Raw genomic sequence first — 24426 nt, 5'->3', positions numbered from 1 at the left:
TTACCCCCGGAAACGGTGCTGGTTTTCAAGGAACCACTGGTACGTGCTGGCAAGCCCCGCTTCCAGCGTCACCTCGTGATACCAGCCCAGCTGATGCAGACGTGAAACGTCCAGCAGCTTGCGCGGCGTGCCGTCAGGTTTGCTGGCGTCAAACACCACGCGCCCCTTATAGCCCACCACTTTGGCGATGGTTTGCGCCAGTTCGCGAATAGTGCAGTCGACGCCGGTACCGACGTTGATGTGCGACAGCATCGGCTCGGTGTTTTCCTGCCACACCTCACTGTCGAGCTCCATTACGTGAATGCTGGCCGCCGCCATGTCGTCAACGTGAAGAAATTCACGCATCGGCGTGCCGCTGCCCCACACCACTACGTCCGCAGCATTTTCCTGGGTCGCTTCGTGGAAGCGGCGCAGCAGCGCCGGGATCACGTGCGAGTTGCTCGGGTGGAAGTTGTCATGCGGCCCATACAGATTGGTTGGCATCACCGAACGGTAGTCGCGGCCATGCTGGCGGTTGTAGGACTCGCACAGCTTGATCCCGGCGATTTTGGCAATCGCATAGGGTTCGTTGGTGGCTTCCAGAGTCCCCTGCAACAGTTCGCTTTCCGGAATGGGCTGCTTTGCCAACTTCGGGTAAATGCAGGATGAGCCGAGGAACAGCAGCTTGTTCACGTTGTGCATGTGCGCCGCGTGAATAATGTTGCTCTCGATCATCATGTTCTCGTAGATGAAATCGGCCGGGAAGGTGTTGTTCGCCACGATCCCACCGACCTTCGCCGCCGCCAGATACACCTGATCGATGCGCTGTTCGGCGAAGAAGTCATTGACCGCTTTGCTGTCCAGCAGGTTCAGCTCATCACGGGTGCGCAGCACCAGCTCCACGTCACCGCGCTGTTCCAGCTGACGGACAATGGCCGAGCCCACCATGCCGCGGTGACCCGCGACAAAAATACGTTGCTTAGTCATTAATCAGGACTCCAGCGCGATGGCTACCTCGTAGCCGTGAGCCTTAAGCAGGGAGTGTTTCTTCGCCGCTTCGAGGTCTTTGGCGACCATTTCGGAGACCATTTCCTGCAGGGTGGTTTCCGGTTTCCAGCCCAGCTTCTCGTGCGCTTTGGTCGGGTCGCCGAGCAGGGTTTCCACTTCCGCAGGACGGAAGTAGCGCGGGTCAACTTCAACAATCACATCACCCGGCTTCACGCCTGGGGCATCGTGACCGGTTACGGACACAACAATGCCCTTCTCGTCCACGCCGGTGCCTTCAAAGCGCAACTTGATGCCCAGCTGAGCCGCCGCCATTTCAACGAACTGACGCACGGAGTACTGCACGCCGGTGGCAATAACGAAGTCTTCTGGTTTTTCCTGCTGCAGCATCATCCACTGCATTTTCACGTAGTCTTTGGCATGGCCCCAGTCGCGCAGGGAGTCCATGTTGCCGAGGTGCAGCTTCTTCTCCAGGCCCTGTGCAATGTTGGCAATCGCACGGGTGATTTTGCGGGTCACGAAGGTTTCACCGCGACGTGGAGATTCGTGGTTGAACAGAATGCCGTTACAGGCGTACATGCCGTAGGATTCGCGGTAGTTCACGGTGATCCAGTAAGCGTACATTTTCGCCACGGCATAAGGAGAGCGCGGGTAGAACGGCGTGGTTTCTTTCTGAGGGATTTCCTGCACCAGACCGTACAGCTCAGAGGTGGATGCCTGATAGAAGCGGGTTTTCTTCTCAAGACCGAGGAAGCGAATGGCTTCCAGCAGGCGCAGTGTGCCGATAGCATCCACGTCGGCGGTGTATTCCGGCGATTCGAAGGAGACGGCCACGTGGCTCATCGCACCGAGGTTGTACACCTCGTCAGGCTGCACTTCCTGCAGGATACGGGTCAGGTTGGAGGTATCCGTCAGGTCACCGTAGTGCAGGTGGAATTTTGGGTTGGCCGCGTGCGGATCCTGATAGATGTGATCGACGCGCTCGGTGTTGAAAGATGATGCACGACGCTTGATGCCGTGAACTTCATAGCCTTTTTCCAGCAGCAGTTCGGCCAGATAAGAACCGTCCTGCCCGGTAACGCCGGTGATGAGTGCGACTTTTGACATGTTTTTTTCCTCTACTTACAGGGAGTGAATAGTTTCAACGCGTTCGCGCGTCACCACTGCGGGGTTGCCACGGCAAATCACGTTTGCCGGTAGCGATTTAAAAACGCTGCTGCGCGCGCCGACGACGGTGCCATCACCAATCGTCACGCCGGGAGCCACAAAGACATCCGTTGCCAGCCAGCATTTTTCGCCAATCACAATCGGCGTCGCGTTAATATCAAAATGCGCGCTCTGATAATCGTGACTGCCGGTACACAAATAACACTTCTGTGACACTACCGAATTTGCACCGATAGTGATTTCGCCAAGCGTATATAACACTGCGTCATCGCCTACCCAGGCGTTATCACCGAGGGTTAATTTCCACGGATAGGTAATTTTCACCGAGGGACGAATGACTACGTTTTTTCCTATTTTTGCACCGAAGCATCGTAATAAGAATGCTCGCCAGCGGTACAATATTTGTGGAGACCAGGCAAATAAGGTTGCCTGCACCGCCCACCACAATTGCACTTTGATACCGCCCGCGCCGCGAAAACCTTTCGGCACAGAGAAACCGCTTAAATCCTGCATCACGCTTCCTTATACTTTGTTATATAAGGCCTTGGCTTTTCCTGTGGTGCGCAGACGTAATAAATGGGACAGTTCTGCCAAAAAGCCTGGCACTTTTAATATCTGGCGCTGCACATTTTTCGCATCACGGCATAATTCCAGATTATTAGAAGTTGACACCCCACCCATTGAAAATTCCGACACCAGGCCTTTAATCCGTTTGAAGTCATAACCTGCTTTATACATTCGTGCCGCCAGCGCATAATCAGATGAAACCCGATAGGCTAAATCATACGGATAACGCTGCAGGCCACTTACCGGGAAGAAAATAGCCTGATGACTGGCCGGCAGGCTGTGATAGATATACCAGCCGGGCTTCGCACTGCGGCGTATTTTGTGACCATCACCAAAATCGAGAAGTGCGTCACCGATATACATAGCGCTATCGTTTTTATCACGAAGCTGACGCACGCTCTGTGCGATATCCTCATGGAACACATCGCCGGAGTTAAGGAAGATGGCGAACTTGCCCTTTGCCATCGCAATGCCTTTGTTCATGGCGTCGTAGATGCCGCTATCCTTTTCACTGACATAGCGTAACCCGCAGTCACCATTGAGTTTTTCAAGAAACTCGGCGGTGCCATCGGCGGAGCCGCCATCAACCACGATCCACTCGAACTCCATGCCCGGTTCGCGCGTCAAATGAGCCAGTGACGCCCAGGTTTTCACCACGCCTTCATAATTTCGAAATGCAACGGTAATCACACTCAGCAACATCTTCCGACTCCTTATTAGCTGTCCGTGAGCTTCAGCGCTTTACGCAGAATAAAAGGACACACAATTAAAAATGCATATTCCGGGCTAAATATTGACCCGGTAAAGAACAGCGACACCGGGAAAAACAGATAAAGCTGAACGCGAAAGTTTTGGTTATTGCCAAATGCACTGATCATCATTCGGCCTACTTTCGACATATACCAGGCCGTCAGTAACACGGCGAACCAGGAGAAATAAATAATCAGCAGATACAGGCCATTGTCTATGGTTTTACCGACGTCCGCACCGTTAAAGATTCCGAATGATGCAACATATTCGTAAAGTGAACCAAAACGTACCACGCCATCAATATGGGTCAGTGAATAACCGACCATCACCAGCGGACCGATAATACGATAATACGATGACGAACCTTCCGTTCCGAGATCGCCAAGGCGCTCCGATATATACGGAAAGGCAAACACAATACCCACTAAAAATACGGCCAGAGAAATAATCGCCAGCGGCAGCTTTTTGCTGATCGCTTCCTTATTCAGATACTGGAAGGCCCACTCCAGCAAATAAAACAGGATAAAGGTCATTACCCCGGAAAACGATCCTGAGAGAACGATGCCTGCCAGAATCATAGCATCGGTCTTAGGGGTTTTGATACCGAACTGTTTGATGCTGAGCCAAATTGAGATTAGTGCCAGAGCGAAGAAGGCCGGTTCGAAATAAAGCGCCGTGGTTCGCTTGCCGCCGAACTTGATAAAGTTCAGTACATAGCTGTTGGAGTAAATCAGATATTTCGAAATAATCTCCATCAGGCTGCTGCCGCCGCTGAGGATAATCTGCGCCATCTCCAGCGCCGCCAGCGTCACCACCAGCCCGACCACCACATAGAAGAAACGCAAAATTTTGCGGTGGTTGTGCGGCGAAACCGTTTTGAAGCGGATACTCCACACCATGCCGATGATGATAACGATATAGACGAACAGCATGGTCGAAGTGACGTACTTGCTGGCATCCAGCGACTGGCCGAAAACGTAGTTAAAGAGGGTCAGTCCGAAGCCCGCCCCCAGCGCAATCATCAGCTTTTTCAGGTTGATGCGCTCAACGTAGAGCAGCAACAGCACCGGCAGAAAGGTCACAATGGTTATCGGGAAACTTTCGCCAAGCTGGGCAATTTTGACGTTAACCAGCAGGTAAATCAGCGGCAGCAGCAGATAGCTACAGATTCTGATAGAACGAGACATACTCCTCCAGCATCTGTTGTCCACTGTAGGCCTGGCGGCTTTGTGCGCGAAACGCCTCAAGCGTGGTGCCAAAAATGGCCTCAGCAATCTGCGCTTTCGGCTGCGTCACCAACGCCAGCACTTCCTGCTCCGTGACGGTACGCCCGCCGGATTTCTCCAGCACCTCCTGAGCGGCCTCACTTGGTGTGGCGATCACCGGCACGCCGATGGAGAGCGCTTCGCACAGAATCAGCGGGTAGTTATCCACCCGGGAGGTGAACAGCAGCGCATCCAGCTGATTAAGTTCGCTCATCAGCTGACGCTTGTTGGTCAGAAAGCCGTGATTTATGACGTTGCTGCCCTCAAACGGCGAAAACTTGCCGAAGGTGTGGATCTCAACCGCATCGCCAAGCGCCATCATGTCGCGCACCAGCTGCTGATTGGTTTTACCGTCATAGCGCAAATCATGGGCGACAACCGCAATTTTCGGTTTGCTGCCGGTTTCGCTCAATGGAGTCAGCTCGGAGAGAATCGCCTCGGTCGCTACGTCAATGCCGTTGTTGATGATCTGACAGTGCCCTTCCCCGTACAGGCGGTTAAACGCGTCGGCAACGTGCTGGCTCGGGGAGATAAACTGACAGCCCATGTCGAGCATTTCGCGGAACAACTGGCGCTTACTGCCGACCAGCTGGCTCGCACGATCAATTTTTACCGGCGGGTAGTTGCTCAGGGTCGGGCATTTGCCGCAGCCGCTTTTCCACGCTTCGCAGCCGTCGAGAAACGCGCAGCGTCCGGTGACGCTCCAGTGATCGTGCAGAGTCCAGACCAGTCTTACGTCCTGCTTGTTCGTCATCAGCCGATGGCAAAAATCCACCACGTCTTCCAGATTCAGCCAGTAGCTGTGCATCACATGGAAATGCAGCACTACGGGCCCGGCGGTGCGGCTGACTGTGCGGTACAGATTGTTCAGGTTGCCGAACACGTCGCGGTTAAACAGGCGAAACAGCGCGAGATTGGCCATCGACGTGGCGCGCGACGTCTGCTTGATGACGTTCGGGTAATCGTTGTGGCTGACGCTTTTCTTGCCGCCTTTGCCATAACCGTAGACAAAGCGGGAAGGTAAACCCTGTTGCAGCGCGCGCTGATGCAAATCGAGCGCCACGCCTGCCGCCCCGCCTTCCGCGAGACGGACGTTAAATTGCAGAATATTCATTTAATGACCTTTACCCGCGCTTTTTCACCAACCACCAGTGCGTTGTCCGGCACGCTGTCCAACACGACACTCCCTGCACCAACGGTGACGTTGTTGCCAATGGTGATATCACCAATGATCACCACGTTGGCACCGAGCTCCACGCCGTTACCAATCTTCGGGCAGGCCAGGCTGTCCGGGCCGCGGTTGCCAATCGTTACGCCGTGGCGAACGGTGAAGTCATCCCCCGCCACCACAAACTTGTTGATGACCACGGCGTAACCGTGGTGAATGGTGAAGCGGCGACCAATGGTGGCGGCGGCCTGAATTTCGTAGCCAAACAGGCATTCGGTGATAAAGCGGTACATCAGCAGGACAGGTGCCGCCCAGAGATTGTTGATGACGCTTTTCTTGCGCCATACCGAACAGAAGTGAGCGATGCGGTATGCCGTCACCATGCAGCATGGGCGCAGGCTCCAGCTGTTTGCGCGTAAATCTTCAAGCAGCATCATTTCCCCCGCAGCCCGTCGGCCAGGCGTTTACCGTTGCGCACGGAGAGCAACGTCAGCAGCGTGCGCCAGTTCATGCGCTTGTTGCGAATCTGATAGAGCGTAAAGAGCTGATATTTCTTGCTCGCCCGGTCGAATTTGTCTTTGTGCTTGCGGTAGAAGTGGAAGTAACCAGAGAACTTTTTCGGCGACGATGTGATCTGCATTTCACCGTGATTGATGTGCAGGATCTGCGTCGCCTCTTCCACCTTCCAGGGTTCACCGTACTCGGTGACCATGCGCAGGAAGATGTCGTAGTCCTGCGCCGCCTTCAGTTCGGTATCGAACAGGCTCTCTTTGAAACGCCACGCCCAGCTGAATACCTGATTGCCGATAATGTTGCGCTTGAAGAACAGCTTGCGGGAGAACGGTGACTTCGGGTACAGCGGCAGACTTGCAGGCTGGGAGTACACTTCCCCTTCGCAGACGTAGTCGTTGGCGTACAGAAAAGCATGTGTCGTCAGCTGGTGTTTATGTTCGAGGAAAACCGACAGGCGGTTCGGCGTCCACTCATCATCATCGTCAATGCCGGTGATGAACTGCCCCCTGGCCTGCAAAATCGCCTGATTGCGGACCGCGCAAGCGCCGGAGTTAAAGTCGTTGCGCACATAGCTGACGCGTGTGTCGTTGAGTCCAGCCACAAATTGCTCCAGTTGTTCAAAAGATGAGGAGCAGTCGTCGACAATGATCATTTCCCAGTGCGGGTAATCCTGGCGCAGCACAGATTTAATGGCGCGAATGGCCAGCTGCTGCCGGTTCCAGGTTGGCATATAAATGGAAATCAAAGGGTGTTGTTTTGTCATTGTGTTCCCCAGAAAGGCTGAGACATCCCCTCTCCCCGGCCCTCTCCCGAAAGGAGAGGGAGAAAATCAGCCTGGTCGGTTCCCTCTCCCTTCGGGAGAGGGTTAGGGAGAGGGGGTATAAACGGATCGTTATTTGCTGTCAGACTTGTATTCGTACTCGTAGTAGCCGTAGTCCTGATAGCTGGTGGCTCTGCGGAAGATGGAGTTGAGGACCACCCCCTTCACCTGAATGCCGTTTTGCTCAAAGCGGCTGAGGCTGGTTTCCACTTCCTTCAGGGTGTTGACCGCGTATCGGGCCACCATCAGCGTGGTACCCGCATGGCGACCGATAATGCCGGCATCGGTGACCGCCAGGATTGGCGGCGTATCGATCAGCACCAGGTCATAGTTTTTGCTCGCCCAGTTCAGCAGCTCACTAAAGCGGTCACTCATCAACAGCTCAGACGGATTCGGCGGCACCTGCCCGCGCGTAACCAGATCGAAGTTGGTAATTGAGGTGCGTTTCGCACAGCCTGCGATATCCGTCTTGCCGACCAGCACGTCGGACAGACCGTTATCGTTGGTCGTACCCAGCAGTTCATGGGTGTAGCCTTTACGCATATCGCAGTCTATTAACAGCACGCGCTTGCCGGTCTGGCTTATCACCGCCGCGAGGTTGGCACAGACGAAGGTTTTACCGATAGACGGGCTGACCCCGGTCATCATCAGCACGTTGTTGCTGGCCTGCATCATGGCGAAGTGCAGGCTGGTACGCAGGCTTCGCACCGCTTCGATAGCAAGATCCGTCGGATTGCCTACCGCCAGCAGCTGGCTCTGCTTGAAGCGCTTAACGCCCTTGACTGTTTTGACCTGATCGCGCTGCTTCTGCCATTCAGAAAGTGGGATGCTGGCATAAACGTTAATGCCGTTATCTTCCAGCACCTGCGGGCTTTCAATGCCGCGGTTAAACAGCGAACGCAGCAGCACGCCAAGGATGGAGAGCATCAGGCCAAGAATAATGCCGCCGAGAATAATCAGTGCCTTCTTCGGCTTCAGCACGCCTGGCTGGGTGATAGCTGAATCAACGATGCGCACGTCACCCACGGTACTCGCTTCCTGAATCTTCAGTTCCTGCTGTTTATTCAGCAGCTGCATGTAAACCTGCTGACCGGACTCAACATCACGCGTCAGACGCACGATTTCCTGCTGAGTTTCGGGCATTGCGGTAATGCGTTTGTTCAGGTTGGCCTTCTCTTCTTCCAGCGTGCGGCGTTTTTCCAGCAGCGTGCGGTAGGCCGGGTGCTTTTTGGTGTAAAGCTTGGAAATCTCCGCTTCACTGAAGGTCAGCTGGTTCAACTGGGCATCAATGTTCACCACCGAATCGAGGACGGATTTCGCCTCGAGCGACATATCCACTGAATCTTTTTGCTGACGATAGGCATTGAGCTTGTTTTCCGCCTCATCGAGGTGGCTGCGCACTTCCGGCAGCTGCTTAGCCAGGAACTGCAGACTACGGGAGGCTTCTTCCGATTTACGCTCCACGTTCTGCGCCAGGTAGTTCTGCGCAATGCTGTTCAGGATTTCGCGGATCTGATCTTTGTCTTCGCCCGTATAGGTCAGGCTCAGGACGCCGGTATCTTTGCCGTTTTCCGTCACCGTCAGGCTGTTTTGCAGGGTGTTGATCATCCCAAGCGTGGAGTATTTCGTGACGGTGAACTTTCCACCCTCTTCTGCGTGAATAGCGCTGACCAGCAGCGTAACGCCCGACTTAGTGAGCGGCTGCCCCACTTCACCGCTCGCGCTGAATCCGCCGTCGCTGGTCAGCTGATAGCGGTTCTGCCCAAGCACTTCGAGCGTGAACACCTGATCATGCATGCCAGCCGGGACGGTAAACGTCTCGACGCTGACGCTTTCGTTCCCACGCCCCATCAAACGCTCCCAGCCTGCGCCAAGTATCGGCAGGGTGTTTTTGGTGACCGCAATATCGAGATTCAGATCGTCCACCGTTTTGCCCAGTACCATGCGCGACTGAATCAGCTGGATCTCAGCATCAGAGGCGGGTGGCTTGTTGCTCAACGCGGAATTTAAGTTCTGCATCAGTGAGCTGCTGGTGTCCTGCTCAATCTGGACCAGCGCGTCAGCACTGTAGATAGGCGTGGCAAACAGCGTGTAAATCACCGCGGCGGCGGCAAACAGAGCGGTAATACCCAATACCCACCATTTGGCCTCCACAACCGTGCCGACCAGGCGGCCAATATCAATTTCATCACTCCCCGATGCCTGCGGGTGCGCCTGTTTTACGTTATCTGTCATTGTTATCCCTGCTGTACTTTCAGCGCCTGCGCCCATTGGCTGGCGGACTGATCGAGTAAGTGGTAAACCGCTTCGAATGCATCACGACTCTTGCGATAAGGGTCAGGGATCTCACGCTCGTTGTCCCAGTGACCAAAAAGCATCACTTTGCCGCGCATTTCCGGGGCGAGTTCGCACAGCCGGGCAATGTGGCTTTTTTCCATGGTCAGAATGAGATCGTACTCGCGGCACATCTTGCTGGAGAGTTGACGGGCACAGTGCCCGTCCAGGGAAATCTGGTGCGCAGCCGCCACGCTTGCGGCGCTCTCATCAGCCCCCTTCCCCACCAGCGCGCCTAAGCCCGCGGATTCAACGTCCAGCGAAGGCAGATGATGTTTCAGCAGCCGCTCCGCCGTTGGGGAGCGGCAGATATTGCCGACGCAGACCACCAAAATTTTGTTGAACATAAGGGTTACCAGGTGTGGATATCTTTAGCCGTATCCGTCATGTAGCGAACGCCACTGATGGTCGGCAACAGTTGGTTGATCAGGCGGTTCCAGCGGGTCACCGGCGCGGTAGTGACGTACACCACGTCGTACGGTTGCAGCGTGAAGTTGGTCGCCATCACCAGAGAGGTGGCATCGGACATATCCAGCTGATAGACATTCGCAATCTTGCCGCTCTTGTCGCTTTTCAGCGGACGGATCACGAAGATGCCGCTGGCATTGGAAGCCGTCATGTCGATACCTTCCGCCTGACCCAGCGCCTCGGTCAGCGTCATACCGCTGAAGTCCATTTTGAGGGTGCTCTGTTTTTTCACTTCACCCATCACGAAGACTTTCAGGTCGTCGTTGCGCGGAACGAAGAGAATGTCACCCGGGTAGAGCAAACGGTTCTGACTGAGGTCGCCGTTTTGCATCAGCGCCTGCAGGGAAATACGCTCTTCCTTGCCGTTGTGCGTCAGGACCACGTTGCGCCAGTCTGCAAGGTCAGTCATGCCGCCTGCATTGTTGATGGCATCCAGCACGGTCAGCGGCACGTTAGTGATCGCCTGCTGACCTGACTTATTGACCTGGCCCGAGACGTAGGCTTTCTGCGAGCGGAATGCCGCCACGTTCACGTCCACCTGCGGGTCGGTGATATAAGTGGCAAGTCGTCCGGTAATCATGTCGCGGATTTCGGCAAGCGATTTGCCGGCAACCTGCACACGTCCGATATAGGGATAGAAAATTGAGCCGTCGGGCTGAACCCAGTTGCCCGTGTCGCTTGAGCTGCGATACTGCCCCGCCGGGGTGGTTAACTCAGGATGGTCCCAGACGGTGACGCTCAGTACGTCACCCGGGCCGACACGATACTGGTAATTGCTTAACTCCTGATCCAGCGACATGTTGGGCTGCGCGACGTTTGGACGAGGGCGCAACTGTTCAATCAGTCGCGGGGTCAGCGGATAAACATTCACCATTCGGTCGATGTTAAAATCAGCATCCTGCTGCTTAATCACGTCTTTCCCGAAGGTCGACATATTGCTTCCAGGCAGGACTGTGCAACCGCTCATCAGGATTGCAGACACCAATAATGGCATCAATTTCAGTTGGGATTTCATCATTGATTATTTTTCACTTTCGGCGGAGAAATTATCCTGTGCGAATAAAAGATCAGAACCCGTTCCGATCATTTACATTGAGAATGCCGTTAACAAAAAAGAAATATAACTGGCATCATTCCTAAAAAGCATTATTCAAAGGCAGGCCGTTGACAGAATAAATCCAGGCTAATCACTGGCCGTCAGGCACGCTACCGCCCCAGGCTCTCAGCTACCAGTCTACTGCGTAATCATAGGGTTATGTTTGCTACTGCTGCATATCCAGCCGCACAGGCGAGATAAGGCGTCATGCAGGTAAAGGTGCCCTCACATTTTTAATAACGAGACAGGACACGACTTTAATATTGATTTATGCGGTTTGATTGTTGCAGCAAGCTTTATATTCGACAAGAACACAATGCCCGATGGAGGTGCTTTTAGGATAAATATTAAGAAAGGGTGTTCCATTTTAGGATTATCTTTATATTGACATTACCTCTACGCCAGCATTGCTCAAAATATATTCGCGCCAGTGGAATAGCATTATTAATTACATAAAAAGAAGGGATATTTCACTCCCGTAATAAATTCAATTTAAGATTATCCTCAGCATATATTGCAATTTTGCTGTTCGTTAACCATGATCCTGATGTGACAATTTTCATCACGCAGAAGGTGTTAAACAGCATATGGAATGGATTGCCGATCCCTCAATCTGGGCAGGCCTCATTACTTTAGTCGTCATCGAGTTGGTACTCGGGATCGATAATCTGGTTTTTATCGCGATCCTTGCGGAAAAACTCCCCCCGGCAGAACGCAACCGGGCACGCATTACCGGGCTCATTCTGGCGATGGTCATGCGCTTGCTGCTGCTGGCCTCCATCTCCTGGCTGGTCACCCTGACCCGTCCCCTGTTTTCCATCCGCGATCTGAGCTTCAGCGCGCGAGACCTGATCATGCTGGGAGGCGGTCTGTTCCTGCTGTTTAAGGCTACAGTTGAGCTCAATGAGCGGCTGGAAGGCAAGGACTCCGACGGCCCGACGCAGCGGCGCGGCGCGAAGTTCTGGGCCGTTGTGGCACAGATTGTGGTCCTTGATGCGGTATTCTCCCTTGATTCAGTGATTACCGCGGTCGGCATGGTCGACCATCTGCTGGTCATGATGGCTGCGGTCGTCATCGCTATCACCATGATGCTGTTCGCCAGTAAAGCGCTCACGCGCTTTGTGAACAGCCACCCGACCATCGTCATCCTGTGTCTGAGCTTCCTGTTGATGATTGGCTTCAGCCTGGTGGCGGAAGGCTTTGGCTTCTACATTCCGAAAGGGTATCTGTATGCCGCCATCGGCTTCTCGGTGATAATTGAAGCCCTGAATCAGCTGGCTCACTTCAACCGACGTCGATTTTTGTCTGCTAACCAGAGCCTGCGCAGTCGCACCACGGAAGCGGTCATGCGCCTGTTGAGCGGACAGAAGGAAGACGCGGAACTGGATGCACAAACTGCCTCGCTGATTGCCGACCATAAAGACGAACCCGTTTTCGAGCTGCAGGAGCGGCGGATGATCGAGCGTGTGCTGAATCTCAACCAGCGCAGCGTCAGCAGCATCATGACTTCTCGTCATGACATTGAGCACATCGATCTCAGCGCACCGGAAGAGGAAGTGCGAGCCCTGCTGGGAAAAAATCAGCACACTCGCCTGGTCGTTACCGGTGGTGATAACGATGAAGAGCTGCTCGGTGTTGTCCACGTCATCGATCTGCTTGCTCAGTCACTGCGGGGTGAAGCGCTGAATTTGCGGGTGCTGATTCGCCAGCCGTTGGTCTTCCCTGAAACGCTGCCGCTGCTGGCCGCACTGGAGCAGTTCCGTAATGCGAGGACGCATTTTGCCTTTGTGGTGGATGAGTTCGGTTCTGTGGAAGGGATTGTTACCCTGAGTGACGTGATGGAAACCATTGCCGGAAACCTGCCAAATGAAGTGCAGGAGATTGATGCCCGCCATGATATCCAGAAAAATAGCGACGGCAGCTGGACCGCCAATGGCCATATGCCGCTGGAAGATCTGGTTCAGTATGTGCCAATACCGCTCGATGAAAAGCGGGAATATCACACCATTGCCGGACTGCTGATGGAACATCTTCAGCGCGTGCCAGAGGCCGGTGAAGCCATTGAGGTGGAAGGTTTTACCCTGAAGACGTTGCAGGTTGAAAATCACCGCGTTCAGCGCGTGCAGATTGTTCCGCCCGTTCAGGATGACGATGAGCTCACTTACGAAGTGTGATGCGGGCTCACAGCCGGGCGGATTCGCACGGCTGTGAGCAAAGAAGAGATCAGAGTTTATCGAGCAGTTTTTTTAGATCTTTGCCCGACTGGCTGTCCTGGTTTTTATCGGCCCAGGCTTTCAGGCGATTGCGGGCTTCACTTTGCAGCTGTTTACGCAGGACCTGATCAACCTGAAGACTGTAGTTGAGGGCATCCCATTTACCGTAGACCCGCAGCGGAATGGCCGTATTCTTCAGGGTATCAATCAGTTTGCTTTCACCCTGCCAGCCATCGAGTACGCGCACGTTAAAACGCATATCACCCTCTTCCTTCACCAGATCCAGCGAACCCTGACCGCCAAGGGCCATCATCGCTGATTTTCCGTTCATGTCACTCAGCGACATGATGCCGTTATTCAGCGTCAGGCTGCTGGTAAATTCGTCAAGTCGGGTAGCGCTATCCAGATTTTCCTTCGCTTTCACATTGGTGCTGCGCTCAACGGCCTGCTGCACCAGCTGCTGGAAGTTAAGTCCTTCGGCACGGGAATCCAGTAGCGACAGCTTCGCCTGCCCTTGCCAGCTGCGGCGGAAGCTATCAGCATCAATTTTGCCCCCTTCAAACTCACCGGTGAGTGACAGTTTCCCGGTCAGGTTGATGCCATAATCAAACGCTTTCAGCAGCGTTCCGATTTGGATGTTATCGAGCTTCGGTTCAAATGCAGAAAGTGGTTTGTCCTGCCGTGCATCCAGGCTCCCGGGAAGTGACAGCGTGCCGCCATCCAGCTTGCCATGAAGCTCTGAGAGGGTCAGTAAACCGTAGCTGTTCGTGGCCTGTACGTTGACGTCAGTGAAGTTCATACCGCGCCAAAGGATCTGACCTACTTGCAGCTTCAGCGCCGCAGTGAAGGCTCGCAGACTGCTGTAGTCTGGCTGTTTCACGCTGTCGGCAATCACCGGGCGTTGCTGACGTGTTTGACTCTGCTGACTGACGGTACTGTTCGCAACGGGGTTGGCCTGAGAAAGCAGATTGTCCAGATTGAGCTTGTCGGAGTGCAGGTCCAGCTGCCACTGAGGCTTGTCGTCCAGCGTGACGCTACCACTGCCCGCCAGCGTGCTGTCGTTGGCGGTAAGCTGGAGCTGACTGAAGCTCAGACGCTTTTGATCTTCCTGCCACTCCGCCTGGAGCGAGGCCTGCCCTGCAATGCCCTGGGCCGGAAGATCGGCCCCCTGCAGCTGCCAGTTGAGCTGGCTGAAGTTGGCGGTCAATACGTGAGGGAAATCCCCGGCGTTCACCTTCGCATTAAACGAAAGATTAAGATCGCGCTGATCGCGGTTAATTCGTCCGGAAAAATCGACGTCGGCCTGGTAATGCTCGTCCTGGACCATCTGCAGGTTAATGTCACGCACGGTAACCTGCTCGTCACTCTCATGCTGGAATACCAGTACGCTGTCGGAGACCTTGAGTTTGGCGATATCGAACGACCAACCACGATCATCAGGCGCCTGAGGCAGGGTATTCTCGCGAGGTGCGACCGGCGCTGCGCTGTTTTTCACGGCTTCCGTTGCCGGGGTCAGCTCAATCACCGCCCCTTTCAGCATCACCTGGTTCACTTTCAACTGATGCGATAAAAGCGGGATCAGCGCCACATCAAGGCGCATATTGTCCGCTTTCACCAGCGGCGCGCCAGCACCGGGCTCCGTCAGAGTCATTCTGCCGGACAAAATGCTGAGCTGCGGCCAGACGTGCCAGCGCAGCGGACCGTCTAACTGCAGCTGATAGCCGCTACGATCCGCGACCTGGCGCACCAGATAGTCACGAAAATCGTTGGGATTCACCAGCAGCACCAGCGCTGACAGGCCGGTCACAATAACGACCAGCAAAATCATCAGCGTTGTCAGAATTCGTCTCATGAGGTCTCCGGCGCGTCCGTCACGCTCAGTCTTTATCGATACGACTGGCTACCGCGCCCTGCTGGTCACGGTACTTGGCGTCTTCACGGCGATTATAAGGGCGGGCAGCCGGGCCAGAGAGCGGTTCAAAACTCAGCGCGCCAATCAGCATCCCTGGACGCAGCGCCAGCGGCAGCTTGCCCGAGTTGTAGAACTCAAGCACGATGCAACCAGACCAGCCAGGATCGATGCGATGCGCGGTGACGTGGACCATCAGCCCCAGTCGCGCCAGAGAAGAACGCCCGTCAAGCCAGCCCACTAAATCAGCAGGAATGGTCACGGATTCCAGGGTAACCGCCAGGGCCAGCTCACCCGGATGGAGATAGAACGCTTCATCTTCCTTGAGGACGATCTCTTCGCTCATCACTTTGTCGAGCGCAGCGCTCACTTCCGCTTTTGGGCCACTGAGATCGATAAAGGCCGCCGTGTGTCCGCTGAAGGTACGGAATTTATTGCCAAGACGTACGTCCACCGTTGCGCCGTTTATGCGCTCCACCGGAGGGCGTGGGGAAATGGCCAGTCGGCCTTGATCCAGCCAGGCTTCAATATCTCGATCACACAGACGCATGCGCTATCTCCTTTAATGCAGCAAGCCCGGCGTCTGCCGGGTCAAGATGCACAGTACCTAATTCAGGGGAATTATTCAAAAAACTGACTGATTTTGGCCTTCAGGATATCAATAGCGATGCGGTTTTTCCCGCCACGCGGCACGATAATGTCGGCATATTGTTTGGATGGCTCGATGAACTGCAGGAACATCGGCCGCACCGTTTTCTGGTACTGCGCCATCACGGAATCCATTGAGCGCCCGCGTTCATTCACATCACGCTTGATGCGGCGCATCAGGCAGATATCCAGCGGCGTATCGACAAAAATCGAAAAGTTCAGCTCTTCGCGCAGGCGGGCGTCCGTCAGCAGTAAAATCCCTTCAAGGATAATCACTTTCTTCGGCTTGACGTGAACCGTCTGCGGCATGCGGGTGTGTTCCACATAGCTGTAGACCGGCAGTTCAATGGCTTCGCCACGTTTTAACATTTGCAGATGCTGATACAGCAGGCTGTGGTCCATCGCGCTTGGGTGGTCGTAATTCGTTTTAACGCGATCTTCCATCGACAGATGACTCTGGTCTTTGTAATAGCTGTCTTCGGGGATAACACCAATATGTTCGTCACCCACCTGCTCACGCAATTCGCGATAAAGGGTGCTGGAGATGAGACTTTTACCCGAAGCCGATGCGCCGGCGATGCCTATAATGACGCACTGATGAGACTTATCAGTCATAAGTTTTTGCGACCTGATTAACCTGGATGAGAAGAAGGGTGACGCCGGAGCGCCAAACGCGGCAATTATAGGTATTTCAGTCTTCCGATACCAGTCGAAAACGACATCCACCCGCATCGGGATAAAAAGTGACTATTCGCAAATTAATATGCTCACTTTTCCAACGCTTCAGACACTTTTTGCGCAAACTGCGAATTTATCTCTCAATGCTGCTAAATAATGAGCAGATGCCATAGGAAATGTAAATTGTTTGTACTAGCATGATCCCATTTATAATCCTAATGAATTCAGGCCGATTCCTCGTGAAAAGTCGCGGCCGGAAAGCCCTGGCGGAAAGCGGTAAATGAAGATATCCGAAAAAAGAGCGTCGGTGACCCCGTCTCATACTCTGTTACGTATGGTGAGCCTTGGGCTGCTGACGTTTATCTTTACGCTTTTCTCGCTCGAATTGACACGTTTCGGAACCATCCTTGCGCCGTTATGGTTCCCTACGGCGATCATGATGGTCGCATTCTACCGCCATGCCGGAAAAATGTGGCCCACCATCGCTGCCGTCTGTTCCGTATCAAGCGTGCTTGCCTCTGTCTTGCTGTTCCCGTTCAGCGCCATTAACCTTGTTTTTACCTTTATTAATGTGGTTGAAGCCGCGCTTGGCGCGCTGCTGTTGCGCAAATTCTTACCGTCCTATAACCCGCTGCAAAACCTGCTTGACTGGGTGCGACTGGCCGTATCCAGCGCGGTCATTCCCCCCTTGGTGGGTGGGGTGCTGGTACTCTTGTTTGCGCCTGCTGCCAACGGGATCCACACGTTCCTCGTCTGGGTGCTGTCAGAATCTATCGGCGCGTTAGCCCTGGTGCCTTTGGGACTGCTCTATAAAAATCATTACCTTCTGCGCCATCGTAATCCGCGTCTGCTGCTGGAAACGCTGCTGACGCTGGCGGTGACCCTTGCCCTGAGCGCCGTGTCGATGATATGGCTGCCCTGGCCGTTTACCTGCGTGATTGTGCTGCTGATGTGGAGCGCCGTGCGCCTGCCGCGCATGGAGGCTTTCAGCATCTTCCTTATTACCATCATGATGGTGTCGCTGATGATGGCGACTCATCCCGTCGCGCTGCCGACGCCGCAGGCTTATGCGATGTCCAACGCGCCCTGGCTTCCGTTCCTGATGATGCTGCTGCCCGCCAACGTCATGACGATGGTCATGTACGCCTTCCGCGCCGAACGCAAGCACATCACCGAAAGCGAAGAGCGCTTCAGAAACGCGATGGAATATTCCGCCATCGGCATGGCACTGGTGGGCACGGAAGGCCAGTGGTTACAGGCCAACAAGGCGCTCTGTAAGTTCCTTGGCTACTCCCAGAATGAGCTGCGCACCATGACCTTCCAGCAGCTGACTTTGCCGGAAGATCTCGGCAACGACCTGGCACAGCTTGAGCAGCTGGTGAGCGGTGAGATCAACACCTACACCATGGAAAAGCGCTACTACACGCGTAAAGGTGACGTCGTATGGGCGCTGCTGGCGGTTTCGCTGGTGAGACACGCCGATGGCACGCCGCTCTATTTCATCGCCCAGATTGAAGATATCAACGACCTGAAGCACACCGAATGGGTGAATAAGCGCCTGATGGAGCGAATTACTCTCGCTAACGAAGCGGGTGGAATTGGTATCTGGGAGTGGGAGCTGGAGCCCGACCTCATCTCATGGGATAAGCGCATGTTCGAGCTCTATGAGATCCCCTCTCACCTCAAGCCAACCTGGCAACTTTGGCATCACTGTGTGATAGAAGAGGATCGGGAAGAGGCTGAACGCGTGATCCGTCATGCCCTCCTCGCCCGCTCGCCGTTCAAGCTGGAATTCCGCATTCAGGTGAAGGAAGGCATTCGCCATATCCGCTCGCTGGCTAACCGGGTGCTGAACAAACAGGGTGAAGTGGAACGGTTACTCGGTATCAATATCGACATGACCGAGGTGAAACAGCTCAACGAAGCCCTGTTCCAGGAAAAAGAGCGTCTGCACATCACCCTCGACTCTATCGGTGAAGCCGTGCTGTGTACCGACGTCGACATGAATGTCATCTTTATGAACCCGGTTGCCGAAAAGATGAGCGGCTGGAGCCAGGAAGAAGCGATAAAGCAGCCGCTGCTTCACGTCCTGCGCATCACTTTTGGCGACAACGGCCCGCTGATGGAAAATATTCACAGTGGCGATACGTCGCGCACCGACATCGATCAGGATGTCGTCCTGCACTGCCGCAACGGTGGCAGCTACGATATCCACTACAGCATTACCCCACTCAGTACGCTGGACGGGCAAAATATCGGATCCGTGCTGGTTATTCAGGATGTCACGGAGTCACGTAAAATGCTGCGCCAGCTGAGCTACAGCGCATCTCACGATGCCCTCACCCATCTGGCAAACCGTGTAAGCTTTGAACATCACTTGAAACGCCTGTTGCAGACCGTGCAGGAAACCCATCAGCGTCATGCGCTGGTGTATATCGATCTTGACCGCTTCAAAGCAGTGAATGACACGGCCGGTCACGCTGCCGGGGATGCCCTGCTGCGTGAGCTGTCTTCGATGATGCTCGGCATGTTGCGCACCAGCGATGTTCTGGCCCGCCTGGGCGGTGATGAATTTGGTCTGCTGCTGCCGGACTGCAATATCGAGAGTGCACGCTACATTTCCGGGCGCCTCATTCAGGCGATCAACGATTACCACTTTATGTGGGAGGGGCGTTTACATCGCATCGGCGCCAGCGCCGGGATCACCCTGATTGATGAGAGTAACCACCTGGCCACAGAAGTCATGTCCCAGGCGGATATTGCCTGCTATACCTCAAAAAATAACGGCCGCGGTATTGTCAGCGTGTATGAGCCACAGCAGGAGAGGCTTCACCAGCAGCGCAGCATGATGTCGCTCGACGAACAGTGGCATATGGTGCGTGACAACCATCTGGTGCTGATGGCCCGCAGCGTGGCTTCACCGCGCGTGCCGGAAAGCAGCAGCTTCTGGCTGCTCTCCCTGCGTCTTTGGACCAGTGAAGGCGAAATGGTTGAAGAGCAGGCCTTCCGCAAAGGGCTGGCGGATCAGGAGTTGATCCACGCCCTCGATCGCCGCATCTACCAGGAGTTCTTCCGTAACTGGGCGCATATTGTTGCCGCGCGCGGGATAAGCATCACCCTTCCCCTGTCAGCGGCAGGCCTTACCGGCCCGGTGCTACTTAATGAAATCCTCGATGGCCTGAGCAACAGCGGCATGCCCGCCCGCCTGCTGCATCTGGTGTTTAGCGCCGATTGCCTGTTACAAACGGGCGTGCAGGACGGGTTGAATCAGCTCCGCAAAGCGGGATGCAAAATCATCATCAGCCAGGTTGGCCAGGATTCTGGACTTTTTGAACATCTCAGCGCCGGCAGTGCCGACTACGTGATGCTGGATCCGGAAATTATCGGCAACGTTCACGCCAGCCTGATGGATGAAATGATGGTGACTATCGTGCAGGGTCATGCCCAGCGGCTGGGCATGAAAACGATTGCCGGGCCGACCAACCAGGCGCTGATGATGGACACCCTCTCAGGTATTGGCGTGGATCTTATTTACGGGGACACCATCGCCGCCAGCCAACCGCTGGAGCTGATGCTCAACAGCAGTTACTTTGCCATCAACTAAGACCCCACCTTTCCGCCCGCGTCATCCATCGCGGGCGCTTCGTTTCATTACGACGCTAACGCTTACAAAATATAACCATTAACCTGCTAACTATTTTTTCTTTACATGTAATATACAAAAGAACAACAAAATACCCTTCCGGTGACAGACCCGTCGCAGTGAACCGCGCCTCGCCTGCCTGCCCCACGCTGTCTTCGCACAGCTTTATCAGGACACCGACTATGACTACGCTTTTCAACTGGAGCCCGACTCAGAAGCACGTCGCCGTTGCCAGTTTTTCCAGCTGGATGCTCGACGCCTTCGACTTTTTCATCCTCGTTTTTGTTTTAAGCGATCTCGCCAGCTGGTTCCACGCTTCAGTTTCCGAAGTCTCTCTGGCTATCATGCTGACCCTGGCCGTGCGGCCGATAGGCGCCCTGGTGTTCGGGCGAATGGCAGAGAAATTTGGCCGCCGCCCAATCCTGATGCTCAACATTCTGTTTTTCAGCATCTTTGAACTGCTGTCGGCATGGTCGCCGACCTTTACCGCCTTTCTGCTGTTCCGCGTGCTGTATGGTATTGCGATGGGTGGGATCTGGGGCGTAGCCTCATCGCTGGCGATGGAAACCATCCCTGACCGCTCACGCGGGCTGATGTCCGGCATCTTTCAGGCGGGCTATCCCTGCGGCTATCTTCTGGCTTCCATCATTTTTGGCCTCTTTTACAGCAGCGTGGGCTGGCGAGGGATGTTCCTGATTGGCGCACTGCCGATTTTCCTGCTGCCGTACATCTGGTTCAAAGTGCCGGAGTCGCCGGTGTGGCTGGCGGCGCGCGAGCGTAAAGAGAGCACCGCTCTGCTGCCGATTCTGCGCAGCCACTGGAAGCTGTGTATTTATCTGGTGCTGCTGATGGCCTGCTTTAACTTCTTTAGCCACGGCACACAGGATCTGTATCCGACCTTCCTGAAAGTGCAGCACGGTTTTGACCCGCACACCGTTAGCCTGATCGCCATCAGCTACAACATTGCGGCGATGCTCGGCGGCATTTTCTTTGGCACGGTATCTGAAAAGATTGGCCGTAAAAAGGCGATGATCGTTGCCGCCTTTCTGGCACTGCCTGTCCTGCCTCTCTGGGCATTCTCCACCGGGTCATTCAACATTGGGCTTGGCGCCTTCCTGATGCAGTTTATGGTGCAGGGAGCCTGGGGCGTGGTGCCGACTTACCTCAATGAGCTGGTGCCTGCCAATGCCCGCGCCGTTCTGCCAGGTTTTGTGTATCAGCTGGGTAATTTACTGGCCTCGGTCAACGCCACGCTTCAGGCCCGTATTGCCGAAGCCAACGGCGGCAACTACGGCATGGCGATGGCCATAGTAGCAGGCACGGTCGCGATCCTGATTTGCGTGTTTGTCGCCTTCGGGCGTGAAACACGCGGGGTAGTGATTTCTGGCCACCAGCCGCAGGGCAACCCGCGCGAACAGCATACGCATTAGGCGGGCCGGAACCCATCGCTGTACCAGATGTGCAGGAGCGCGTAGGAGCGCCAGGGCTGCCAGCGCTCCGCATAGCGACGAATTTGTGCGGGCGTCATGCCGGGGAAGCGCTGCTTGATCAGATAGTCGTCTGGTAAAAAGACGTCTTTCGCCTGCCAGCCTCGCAGGGCGAAATAGTTGGCGGTCCAGCGGCCAATGCCGGGGAAAGTTTGTAGCGCCTTCATTGCCGCCTCAACGTTTTCCGGAGGTGACAACGGCAGTTCGCCACTGAGCGCCGCCTGAGCCAGATGAATCAGTGCTTCGGCGCGCTTGACCGGCATTCCCAGCGCTTTCAGCGCCAGCGGATCGGCAAGCACTAACTGCTGCGGCGTAGGGAAGCAGGTAAGCCCCGATTCGTCATCAAGCGGCGTACCGTAAGCCATTGCTACCCGGCTGGTGAGCTTCGCGGCCATCGCTACGCTCACCAGTTGCCCGAGAATCGCCCGCACGCCCTGCTCAAAGGGATCAACGCACCCCGGCAGCCGAAGACCCGGACGTGCCGCCGCCAGCTCACCCAGCGCCGCTGAAACCTTGTGCGGCTCGCAGCGTAAATCAAACAGCTGCTCCAGCCGCTGCAGACATTGTGCCTTTACGGGCAAAAGCCCTTCCGAGAGGGTAATCTGCAGCGTCTGTGTCATTGGATCGGGAGTGGCGTGTATCAGCCCCTGATGTCCGTCGATCGCGAAGCTGCGGATATAGGTATTTCCCTCAAAACGCTCAACGCCTTCCACGGTACGCGCCGCCAGAAAGCCAAACATCCATTCCCAGTCGTAGGGGGCCTGCCACGCTAAACTCAGCATCTTCTCTCCTCGGTAAGTTACTACAGCATAACGGCTTTGTGCGCTTCTCGCCTTGCTTTCATATTTTGGCTTGTCGCCTGCCCCGCATTCCGCTAAAGTCGTCGCCTTTTCTTCACTGGCATGGGGAATCCGCAAGGTGTTTATTGGTTTTGACTACGGAACGGCAAACTGCTCGGTTGCCGTCATGCGCGGTGATACACCGCAGCTTTTGACCCTCGAAAACGGCAGCACGCTGCTGCCCTCAATGCTTTGCGCCCCGACGCGCGAGGCGGTGAGCGAGTGGCTCTATCGTCAGCACGATGTCCCGGCAACCGGCGATGAGACGGAAGCCCTGCTGCGTCGGGCGATTCGCTTCAATCGCGAAGAGGATATTGACGTTCTGCCCGGCAGCATCCAGTTCGGTCTTGCCTCGCTGAAGCAGTATATCGACGACCCGGAAGAGGTGTACTTTGTTAAGTCGCCCAAATCGTTCCTCGGCGCCAGCGGGCTGAAGCCTCAGCAGGTCGCACTGTTTGAAGATCTGGTGTGCGCCATGATGCTGCACATCAAGCAGCAGGCAGAAACTCAGCTCAGCGAAAGCATTACTCAGGCGGTCATCGGTCGCCCGATCAACTTCCAGGGGCTGGGCGGCGATGACGCCAACGACCAGGCCCAGGGCATTCTTGAGCGCGCCGCACAGCGTGCAGGATTCGCCGACGTGGTATTCCAGTATGAGCCAGTGGCTGCAGGGCTGGATTTCGAAGCGACGCTAACGTCTGAAAAGCGTGTACTGGTCGTGGATATCGGTGGGGGGACAACCGACTGTTCTTTGCTGTTGATGGGCCCTGAATGGCGCGCCAAACGCGAGCGTCAGAGCAGCCTTCTGGGCCACAGCGGCTGTCGCGTGGGCGGGAACGACCTGGACATTGCGCTGGCGTTCAAGTGCCTGATGCCGCTGCTCGGGATGGGGGGAGAAACGGAGAAAGGTATCGCCCTGCCGGTGCTACCGTGGTGGAATGCTGTCGCCATTAACGACGTTCCGGCGCAGACTGATTTTTACAGCACGGCGAATGGTCGTATGCTGCGGGATCTGGTTCGTGATGCTCGTGAGGCGGATAAAGTGAGTCTGCTGCTGAAAACCTGGCAGCAGCGTCTGAGCTATCGCCTGGTGCGCAGCGCCGAAGAGAGCAAAATTGCGCTTTCCGACAAAACGGATATCACCACCACGCTGCCGTTCCTGAGTCCTGAACTCGCTGCTGATATCAATCAGCTGGGGCTGGAAAACGCACTGAACCAACCTTTGACGCGCATTCTTGAGCAGGTTCAGCTGGCGCTGGATAACGGTCGTGAAAAGCCAGACGTGATTTATTTGACCGGCGGCAGCGCCCGTTCGCCGTTGATTAAAAAAGCGCTGGCGCAGCAGCTGCCGGGGATTGAGATTGCTGGTGGCGATGATTTTGGCTCGGTAACCGCTGGGTTAGCCCGCTGGGCACAGGTGGTATTCTCCTGAGTTTGCGATCGGCCTCGTATTGGGCGGATTGACTTTGCTGCTTTTTCAACCTACCGTAAGGACAAAGGGCGAGGAGGGATTTCTCCCCCCTCTGGTCTCTTAGTAAGCCGGTAAGCTAATGACTAAGAGAATGACCAGTATGATGACTAACCTCATCATAACCCTTTTCCTTTTCAAGGCCCTTCACGGAAGGGCCTTTCCCGTTTCAGCCCTCTAACCTGCATCCTTCAAGCTGCAGATGCGTTGGCTGCACTCCCTCACCCCAGTCACTTACTGAAGTAAGCTCCTGGGGATGAGCTCCCTTGCCGCCTTCCTGCAACTCGAATGATTTGGTTATAGATAATTTTTTGATGTTCTCTTCTGCGACGATAAGCAGAACAGCAGCCATTCAGACGTTTCCAGACAGTCTTTCATATTTCCTCCATTATTCCGGGGTGTTCCGTTA

The 24426-nt window shown here is 55.0% G+C and carries 21 protein-coding genes; 4 read left to right on the top strand and 17 right to left on the bottom strand.

The features are described 5' to 3' along the window. From CRO87_RS05565 to CRO87_RS05515, 11 genes are all read right to left on the bottom strand, one after another. Complete coding sequence (locus CRO87_RS05565; protein ID WP_097161931.1) at window positions 1-966, bottom strand: GDP-L-fucose synthase; 966 nt, start codon at window positions 964-966, stop codon at window positions 1-3. Window positions 967-969: 3 nt separating this feature from the next. Next, complete coding sequence (gene gmd / locus CRO87_RS05560; RefSeq protein ID WP_097161930.1) at window positions 970-2091, bottom strand: GDP-mannose 4,6-dehydratase; 1122 nt, start codon at window positions 2089-2091, stop codon at window positions 970-972. 15 nt (window positions 2092-2106) lie between these two features. Then, entirely contained in the window at window positions 2107-2664 is a 558-nt protein-coding gene (wcaF, locus tag CRO87_RS05555) for a colanic acid biosynthesis acetyltransferase WcaF (RefSeq protein WP_097161929.1), read from the bottom strand. Window positions 2665-2673: 9 nt separating this feature from the next. Further along, window positions 2674-3420 (bottom strand): colanic acid biosynthesis glycosyltransferase WcaE, encoded by a 747-nt coding sequence (gene wcaE, locus CRO87_RS05550; protein ID WP_097161928.1) that lies wholly within the window; start codon window positions 3418-3420, stop codon window positions 2674-2676. A 14-nt stretch (window positions 3421-3434) separates the two neighbouring features. Further along, complete coding sequence (wcaD, locus tag CRO87_RS05545) at window positions 3435-4655, bottom strand: colanic acid polymerase WcaD (RefSeq protein WP_097161927.1); 1221 nt, start codon at window positions 4653-4655, stop codon at window positions 3435-3437. Further along, complete coding sequence (gene wcaC, locus CRO87_RS05540; RefSeq protein ID WP_097161926.1) at window positions 4630-5847, bottom strand: colanic acid biosynthesis glycosyltransferase WcaC; 1218 nt, start codon at window positions 5845-5847, stop codon at window positions 4630-4632. Before wcaC ends, wcaD begins: the two co-directional genes overlap by 26 nt. Continuing rightward, window positions 5844-6332 carry a colanic acid biosynthesis acetyltransferase WcaB gene (gene wcaB, locus CRO87_RS05535; RefSeq protein ID WP_097161987.1) on the bottom strand — a complete coding sequence of 163 codons (489 nt, stop codon included), beginning with the start codon at window positions 6330-6332 and terminating at the stop codon, window positions 5844-5846. The genes wcaC and wcaB overlap by 4 nt, the downstream gene beginning before the upstream one ends. Before the next feature lie 2 nt (window positions 6333-6334). Next, window positions 6335-7177 (bottom strand): colanic acid biosynthesis glycosyltransferase WcaA, encoded by an 843-nt coding sequence (gene wcaA, locus CRO87_RS05530; RefSeq protein ID WP_097161925.1) that lies wholly within the window; start codon window positions 7175-7177, stop codon window positions 6335-6337. Between the two features lie 129 nt (window positions 7178-7306). Further along, window positions 7307-9469 (bottom strand): tyrosine-protein kinase Wzc, encoded by a 2163-nt coding sequence (gene wzc, locus CRO87_RS05525; RefSeq protein ID WP_097161924.1) that lies wholly within the window; start codon window positions 9467-9469, stop codon window positions 7307-7309. Between the two features lie 2 nt (window positions 9470-9471). After that, on the bottom strand, window positions 9472-9915 hold the full coding sequence (gene wzb, locus CRO87_RS05520; protein WP_097161923.1) for a low molecular weight protein-tyrosine-phosphatase Wzb: 444 nt from the start codon (window positions 9913-9915) through the stop codon (window positions 9472-9474). Between the two features lie 5 nt (window positions 9916-9920). Next, the gene (locus tag CRO87_RS05515; protein ID WP_097161922.1) at window positions 9921-11054 is read right to left on the bottom strand and encodes a polysaccharide export protein; all 1134 of its coding nucleotides are present in this window, start codon (window positions 11052-11054) and stop codon (window positions 9921-9923) included. A gap of 665 nt (window positions 11055-11719) precedes the next feature. On the opposite strand from CRO87_RS05515, the gene CRO87_RS05510 reads away from it, so the two are divergent. Beyond that, window positions 11720-13306, top strand: coding sequence for a TerC family protein (locus tag CRO87_RS05510; RefSeq protein WP_097161921.1), 1587 nt, complete (start codon window positions 11720-11722; stop codon window positions 13304-13306). A gap of 49 nt (window positions 13307-13355) precedes the next feature. Here CRO87_RS05510 and asmA read toward each other — a convergent pair whose 3' ends face one another. The 3 genes from asmA to udk all read right to left on the bottom strand — a co-directional run bounded on the left by asmA (window position 13356) and on the right by udk (window position 16517). After that, window positions 13356-15197 (bottom strand): outer membrane assembly protein AsmA, encoded by a 1842-nt coding sequence (gene asmA, locus CRO87_RS05505; protein WP_097161920.1) that lies wholly within the window; start codon window positions 15195-15197, stop codon window positions 13356-13358. A gap of 25 nt (window positions 15198-15222) precedes the next feature. Beyond that, on the bottom strand, window positions 15223-15804 hold the full coding sequence (dcd, locus tag CRO87_RS05500) for a dCTP deaminase (protein ID WP_097161919.1): 582 nt from the start codon (window positions 15802-15804) through the stop codon (window positions 15223-15225). 71 nt (window positions 15805-15875) lie between these two features. Beyond that, entirely contained in the window at window positions 15876-16517 is a 642-nt protein-coding gene (gene udk / locus CRO87_RS05495; protein WP_097161918.1) for a uridine kinase, read from the bottom strand. A gap of 343 nt (window positions 16518-16860) precedes the next feature. Here udk and CRO87_RS05490 point away from each other — a divergent pair, with 343 nt between their 5' ends. Both CRO87_RS05490 and CRO87_RS05485 read left to right on the top strand, forming a co-directional pair. Then, window positions 16861-20184: a diguanylate cyclase gene (locus CRO87_RS05490; RefSeq protein ID WP_097161917.1), complete on the top strand. Its 3324-nt coding sequence runs from the start codon at window positions 16861-16863 to the stop codon at window positions 20182-20184. Between the two features lie 221 nt (window positions 20185-20405). Continuing rightward, entirely contained in the window at window positions 20406-21653 is a 1248-nt protein-coding gene (locus tag CRO87_RS05485; RefSeq protein ID WP_097161916.1) for an MFS transporter, read from the top strand. On the opposite strand, the gene alkA is transcribed toward CRO87_RS05485, so the two are convergent. Continuing rightward, on the bottom strand, window positions 21650-22492 hold the full coding sequence (alkA, locus tag CRO87_RS05480) for a DNA-3-methyladenine glycosylase 2 (protein ID WP_097161915.1): 843 nt from the start codon (window positions 22490-22492) through the stop codon (window positions 21650-21652). The genes CRO87_RS05485 and alkA overlap by 4 nt on opposite strands. Before the next feature lie 136 nt (window positions 22493-22628). Between alkA and yegD the strand changes: the two genes are divergently transcribed. After that, window positions 22629-23981 carry a molecular chaperone gene (yegD, locus tag CRO87_RS05475; protein WP_097161914.1) on the top strand — a complete coding sequence of 451 codons (1353 nt, stop codon included), beginning with the start codon at window positions 22629-22631 and terminating at the stop codon, window positions 23979-23981. A gap of 99 nt (window positions 23982-24080) precedes the next feature. Here the strand turns inward: yegD and CRO87_RS22935 are convergent, their stop codons facing one another. Continuing rightward, window positions 24081-24140 carry a type I toxin-antitoxin system Ibs family toxin gene (locus CRO87_RS22935; protein ID WP_112919032.1) on the bottom strand — a complete coding sequence of 20 codons (60 nt, stop codon included), beginning with the start codon at window positions 24138-24140 and terminating at the stop codon, window positions 24081-24083. A 46-nt stretch (window positions 24141-24186) separates the two neighbouring features. After that, window positions 24187-24369, bottom strand: coding sequence for a hypothetical protein (locus CRO87_RS22495; protein ID WP_097161913.1), 183 nt, complete (start codon window positions 24367-24369; stop codon window positions 24187-24189). Window positions 24370-24426: the final 57 nt, after the last annotated feature.

Origin of the sequence: Enterobacter sp. CC120223-11 (genome assembly GCF_900215375.1) — a bacterium.
GTDB lineage: Bacteria > Pseudomonadota > Gammaproteobacteria > Enterobacterales > Enterobacteriaceae > Scandinavium.
This window is presented reverse-complemented; position numbering and strand designations above follow the sequence as displayed.